Source organism: Acinetobacter sp. 1566109 (genome assembly GCF_000582255.1).
In the GTDB taxonomy this organism is placed as follows: Bacteria; Pseudomonadota; Gammaproteobacteria; order Pseudomonadales; family Moraxellaceae; genus Acinetobacter; species Acinetobacter nosocomialis.
The window spans coordinates 1-5,924 of the sequence record NZ_JEYB01000105.1 but is presented as its reverse complement, the minus strand read 5'-3'; the positions used below and the strand labels follow the sequence as shown (position 1 = coordinate 5,924).

The following is a 5,924-nucleotide window of genomic DNA, read 5'->3' as shown; positions in this document are numbered from 1 at the left end:
TATCAATGGCAAACTTCACAGTACTATTCGATAACACATAGCCGAAAGCAGCTTTTCCTAAAGAAATATCATGACCAGTTTTTGATGTTTTAAGCGCAGAAAGACGAGCAAATTTCTGTCCATTATTTTTTAAATATAGCTCAGACTGGCCTTTGTCATTGTTGCGGACTGACCACTGTAAAACAGGTTTGGCTAAAGGATTTTTTGCATTCGCTTTTTGGCTCTCTTCAGTTAAGCCACTGCCTATACCTTTTCCATAGGCAAACAACGGAATTGAATAACGCATTTGGAAACTTACTTTAGAAGCATCTTGTTCATTTCCATCAGAAAGGCGAATCGGTAACTCATCTACAATCAAACGATATGACTGCTCTTTACCATCTGGCAAATTGGCACTTTTGGTCAAACGAAGCATATGCTTCTCGCCTGCTTTAATTTTAGCTACAGGCGGGCTAGGTATAATTTCTGATTGCTCGCTATAGTCATCTTTTAAACCATTTTGACTCCATTTAAACACCCGAATTTGCACCATCGCATCGGTCTTGCCAGTATTTTGGAGCCAAACCGCGGTTGCTTTTTCATTGGCTTCTATTTTTGGATAAATTGGCCAAATTAAGAAGGTTGCTTGCGCCATCACAGGTGTAACAAGTGATAATGTACTTGCAAATAAAAAAGATTTTAAAATGCCATTTTTAATAAATGCAGAATTGTTCATACAAATCACCATGTAATCATTATTGAAACAGTATCTTTATAAATTCCAGCCGCATGTGATTCATTATTATTTTCTAAATCAACGACACCATATATTTCAAAATTTGCTAGACGGTTTGTAGGTTTTGTAGCAGGCAATAAATATTTATTACCAACCACATATTCACTAACCAAACTACTCGAATTATATAATTTGTAAGGTAGATAATTAGAAGATGAGCTATTTCTCATTCGCCTTATATTATTTTGTAGATTTTCACCACCATCTATAGAAATACTTACAGGTAAACTTTCTGTACAGCGTATATTCCAAGAACTTTTACTATTTATAATACTAGCAACCACTTTATCTTTTGATAAAGCCGAGTATTGACCAAAATCAATCTTTTGTTCGATATTATCTATCGAACAACCATTTTCAATTTTAGCTTGAACTTTAAAACTCGAATTTAATTGAGGATCAGCTGCATATATAAGTTGACTCATAGATAGCAACAACATTGCCTTAAAATAAAAAAATTTCATTTTCTTAAAACTCAATTGTAATTGGTACTATATCTTTATATTCACCTTTAGATATACCACTACCATCATGTACAGCTTGACCAAAAATATCAATATTCTTTTTAGTATTCATATCATTAAGTATAAAAACATCATTTGCTCTAATGACTTGTTTATTTAAACCATAGAGTAAATTATAAGCAATAAAATCTTTACCATTACTTAATGCATGATAATAATTTTGTGAGAATGAAACAGGAACTTTACTATCATTATTTCCAGATCCAAATATTATTTTTACAGTTGAAATACCAGCACATTGTATTTGCAAGCCGGAATTTCCGTTATTTATTAAACTTGCTTCCAACACCCCATTAAAAGCAGTTGTAGCTTCTCCAAAATCTACAGATCCAAAATTTAAATTTGCTGTATTATTTTCTACAACTTTATTATTGATAGAACAAGAAGGTAATAATTCAATTTGACTTGTTAATTTAGCTCCAATTTCACCCGCATTTAATGAAGTAATTAAAAAATATGAAAATATAAATGCTGAACCGCGATTGAATATCATCTTCCCTCCATTTAAAACAGGTTCACTCGTCTCTGAGTAAACCTGTCACTCAATTAATTATTTCTTTTTATATTTAGAAATTTACAGTGACTAATAGAGTATCTTTATAATCACCTTGTGCCTTTGCTGTACCTGTATTTGGTGCAATTGCACCGAAAATTGGCACCGCTGTAGCTTGTCCACTCACTGTAGTGAACTGTTGTGGTTGGTTCACAACATAGAGGTTTGTACGTGCAGCATCACGGTAAACGTTATATGCAACTACATCAGCAGAAGCAGTATTTTTTAAAGTACGGTCTGTACGTTCACCACCATCAATTGCGACTGTAAAATCAACAGGATCTGTGCCGTCACAAGTTACAGAAATATTGCCACCTGTTGCAGCTGAAGCAACTTCAGCCGTTAATACGTTGTTCCAAGTACCGGAAGTTTTACCAAAATCTAAAGTACCAAACTTGTTCATATTTCCTTCAGTTTGACTACCACCTACAGTACAGCCTGTCGAGATATTTAATTTAACGTCAACCTGTCCAGTAACAGCTGCTTGAGTATTTACCGCATAACCAGCAACTATTAATGCTGCAAGAAGTGATTTCTGAATGTTTTTCATATTCATAACCTACATATATAATGATTAGATTTGTAGAACAAAATGAATCAAACTTGATAAATAAAATACGGCTAATTTGTTTTATATATAAAACAAACTATCTTTTACTATTGTGTGATTCTTTTCACAATTTAATAACAATTATTTAACTTGTATACATACATTACAAAAAGACTATGTTTACTTATTTAAAATTCTTTTTCAAAAGACCATTAAAAAACAAGATTAAATACCCACCCATACTTTATAAAAATGACTAAAAATCAAAAAAAACAAATATCACTCTTTAAATAAAAATTAGTCAATATTTATTCAAATACAATCATTTATAGACTGTATAAAATTGAACACTATTTATTCTTATTTAAATAGGTCAAATGACCTATTTAAACTATTTCTAAAGAAAAGGAATTAAGTCGCTCGACCTATTTTTTAATTTTAGATTGGGTCGCCTGACCTAAATTATAAAAATATAGGTCATATGACCTATATTTAGTTTAATAGAATTTAAATATTTTATTTATATTTTTCTAATTTCATGGTTTAGAATGCCTTTTTTAAATAGTACTTACAGGCTGGATAATGATCAAAATTGATACCTTTGATACTATACAAATAAAGAAGTCCTTTACTACACTAAAAGGGCAAGAAAGAATAAAGCAAATCTTAAAAAATGCTGAAATAGTTTTTCTTACGAAAGGTTATTCTGGTTTTAGTATGAGAGGAGTTGCCACCCAATCTAATATTAGTTTAAGTACCCTACAGCATTATTTTAAAAACAAAGATCTTTTATTAAAAGCTTTACTTAATAAATTAATTTGTGACTACATACAGCGGATTGAAATTTTAATTAATTTAAATGTGAATGAACCTCCTTTACATCGGTTTATGAATATTATCACCAATATAATGTATGAAATAGAACAACCGATCATTACTCATACATTTAAAGAGGTGTTTTCTATTTCAGACCATCTCCCCTATGTTTACGATTTTTTGTCAATGATACAAAAGTATAATTTCGAACTGATATATAAAATTATACTTCCCATTCATAGTGAAATATCTTCAGAAGAATATAAAGAAAGAGCTATTATTATAATTACCCAACTTAATGGATATTTAGTTCAACATTCAAATAAAAACACAGATGAATGTTATAAAGAATTTCTAAGAAATATAATTTTAAAAAATATATCAAGATTAGTGAGTGAACCATAAATTTAGAAACATAGGAGCACTTCTCCTATGTTTTTAATATAAAATCTTCCTATCTTATTCCTACATTACTGTTAAAAAATAACCATAAGAAATGATTAAAAAATAAGCTTATCTTATTTTCTGTTGAAGAATAAATTAAATCAAAACATAATAGTCGCAATGATCAAAATTGAAATTTCAAACTTTTAGAGAATCTTAATGAATAATGCTAAAGCATTAAAATTTATAAGCTTTGTGCTCGCTTTCTTATGGATTTATCAAGGACTTGTTCCTAAACTAATTTTTATTAACTCTGATGAAATTTTTGTCTGGCAAACGATAGGACTTTCTTTTGATTATGCAAAACTTGCAGGTCGTGGCAGTGGTATAGCTGAAGTGATTTTTGGTTTATTATTTCTTTTCTCTCCTCACAAATATATTCATTATTTAAGTATTTTAGGATTATTGGGTTTACTGCTGTTAATTGGTTTTTTAATACCCTCTACACTTATTTCACCTTATAACCCTATCGTAATGAATATTTCGATGATAAGTTTATCGATTATTTATCTGCTTTTATTAAAAGAGCAAACCGCTCATTTATGAAAAATTGCTCAATAGCTTTGAGTTTTAAAAATTTATAGAGATTTCAATGAGTTTATCTAACTGTGAAGCTGGTTGTGTAGTCATCACTGGAAGTACAAAGGGTATTGGTTTAGCACTTGCCCATGCTTTTTTAGATCTTGGTTGTTCCGTTGTAATAGCGGGACGAAATGTTGAGCATCTTAACCATGCCCTATCCTATTTAGAAACTCATTTCAATAAAGAGAAATTTATTGGTTTATGCTGCAATGTGACACAAATTGCTGATGTACAAACACTGTGGGATCGAGCAATTCAGCATTTTGGGCAAGTTAATGTATGGATTAATAATGCAGGTAGCTGCCACCCTACAAAAGAGTTCATTGACCTTCAACCAGATGAATTGAAAACAACCATATCGACTAATATTTTAGGCACAATGCTCGGTTCGCAAGTAGCTCTAAAAGGCATGCTTAAACAAGGTTATGGCCAAATCTTTAACATGGAAGGTTGGGGAAGCAATGGCGAATGGAGTGCTGGAATGACTGCCTACGCGACAACTAAACGGGCGGTAAGTTATTTTAGTAAAGCGCTTTATAAAGAGACTAAGTCGACTCCTATCTTAACTGGTACTCTTAGCCCCGGCATGGTGGCAACCGACTTGTTAGTTTCATCTTGGACCCATGGCAATATACAAAACTGGAAAAAGATGAAACGCTTATTCTTCTTTGTAATTGACCCACCTGAAGTTGTTTGTGCGTATTTAGCAAAACAAATTATTCAAAATAAAAAAGCTAACCGTCGAATCGCATGGATAACACCTTGGAAACTTTTCCTTAGATTTTTACAGCCTTACTACTGGCGCAGAAATCCTGTTAAAGGCACAGCCTTAGAGCATCTCTAGGTTAACTTAATATGATTAGCCATTTAACTTACTAAAGTAAGACGGTTTAATTGGTAAATGGAGGGAGTTCGTTGTTAGGTACTTCCTCCTATAGAAAAGCTCAGTAAAAGTTCTTTTAAAGCCATTACTAAGCGTTATAACTAATCAGTTCCCTCATTTTCTGAGGCATTATCTTTATTTAGAATACGTCCTTCCCGCTTTGGTCGAATCAATGGTGCAGTTGGTCTTGGATGATAAGTATGGGTATATTGCATACCTACTCCTGCATTTACGTCATCTGCTGCGATTTCAGTCTCAAAGCGTTCATTATCAAGATCGCGTATTTCCTCGGTAATTCTTTCAACTTCGTCTTCATCTACACCAAGTTCTTGTAAAATCACTCCACCAAACTTAATCGCAGATTCAAACGTTTCACGGATCATAAAGTCTACTTTTTGTTTGACTAAATGCAGTGAATGCTCACGGTCATATGAACGGACTAATAATTTTGCCAAAGGAAATTCGTGAGTAACCAATTCAACAATTCGATTAGTCGTTTCCTTACTATCTACACACACCACAATCGCCTGTGCTGTTGCAGCACCGGAAGCATGTAAAATATCTAGGCGACAGCCATCCCCATAATAAATTTTAAAACCAAACTTTTCAGCATTTCGAATCATGTCGGTATTATTATCAATAATGGTGACATCTACACCTCTTGCCAACAGTAATTGACTGGTGACCTGCCCAAAGCGCCCGAAGCCAATCATTAAAACACTACCGCTTAGTCCATCAGCAATATTGATGTCTTCCAATGAAACCTTTGCTTTAGCTTGAGTAAATCGTTTAAAAAT

The 5,924-nt window shown here is 32.5% G+C and carries 8 protein-coding genes; 3 read left to right on the top strand and 5 right to left on the bottom strand.

Going from position 1 to position 5,924, the window contains the following annotated elements:
• From csuC to csuAB, 4 genes are all read right to left on the bottom strand, one after another.
• Window positions 1–727 (bottom strand): Csu fimbrial biogenesis chaperone CsuC (csuC, locus tag J582_RS24145; protein ID WP_155766485.1); only part of this gene is annotated, 727 nt, incomplete at its 3' end.
• Window positions 721–1,239 (bottom strand): spore coat U domain-containing protein, encoded by a 519-nt coding sequence (locus J582_RS24140; protein ID WP_031983619.1) that lies wholly within the window; start codon window positions 1,237–1,239, stop codon window positions 721–723. The genes csuC and J582_RS24140, both read right to left, overlap by 7 nt.
• Before the next feature lie 4 nt (window positions 1,240–1,243).
• Entirely contained in the window at window positions 1,244–1,792 is a 549-nt protein-coding gene (locus J582_RS24135; protein WP_022575431.1) for a spore coat protein U domain-containing protein, read from the bottom strand.
• 73 nt (window positions 1,793–1,865) lie between these two features.
• Complete coding sequence (gene csuAB, locus J582_RS24130) at window positions 1,866–2,402, bottom strand: Csu fimbrial major subunit CsuAB (protein ID WP_002049140.1); 537 nt, start codon at window positions 2,400–2,402, stop codon at window positions 1,866–1,868.
• A gap of 582 nt (window positions 2,403–2,984) precedes the next feature.
• Between csuAB and J582_RS24125 the strand changes: the two genes are divergently transcribed.
• The 3 genes from J582_RS24125 to J582_RS24115 all read left to right on the top strand — a co-directional run bounded on the left by J582_RS24125 (window position 2,985) and on the right by J582_RS24115 (window position 5,088).
• Window positions 2,985–3,623 carry a TetR/AcrR family transcriptional regulator gene (locus J582_RS24125; protein ID WP_016805464.1) on the top strand — a complete coding sequence of 213 codons (639 nt, stop codon included), beginning with the start codon at window positions 2,985–2,987 and terminating at the stop codon, window positions 3,621–3,623.
• A 198-nt stretch (window positions 3,624–3,821) separates the two neighbouring features.
• Window positions 3,822–4,208: a DoxX-like family protein gene (locus J582_RS24120; RefSeq protein ID WP_031983533.1), complete on the top strand. Its 387-nt coding sequence runs from the start codon at window positions 3,822–3,824 to the stop codon at window positions 4,206–4,208.
• Window positions 4,209–4,254: 46 nt separating this feature from the next.
• On the top strand, window positions 4,255–5,088 hold the full coding sequence (locus tag J582_RS24115; protein WP_031983534.1) for an SDR family NAD(P)-dependent oxidoreductase: 834 nt from the start codon (window positions 4,255–4,257) through the stop codon (window positions 5,086–5,088).
• Between the two features lie 140 nt (window positions 5,089–5,228).
• Here J582_RS24115 and J582_RS24110 read toward each other — a convergent pair.
• Window positions 5,229–5,924, bottom strand: a 696-nt coding sequence (locus tag J582_RS24110; RefSeq protein ID WP_032048786.1) for an NAD-binding protein, incomplete at its 5' end; no start/stop codon positions are given.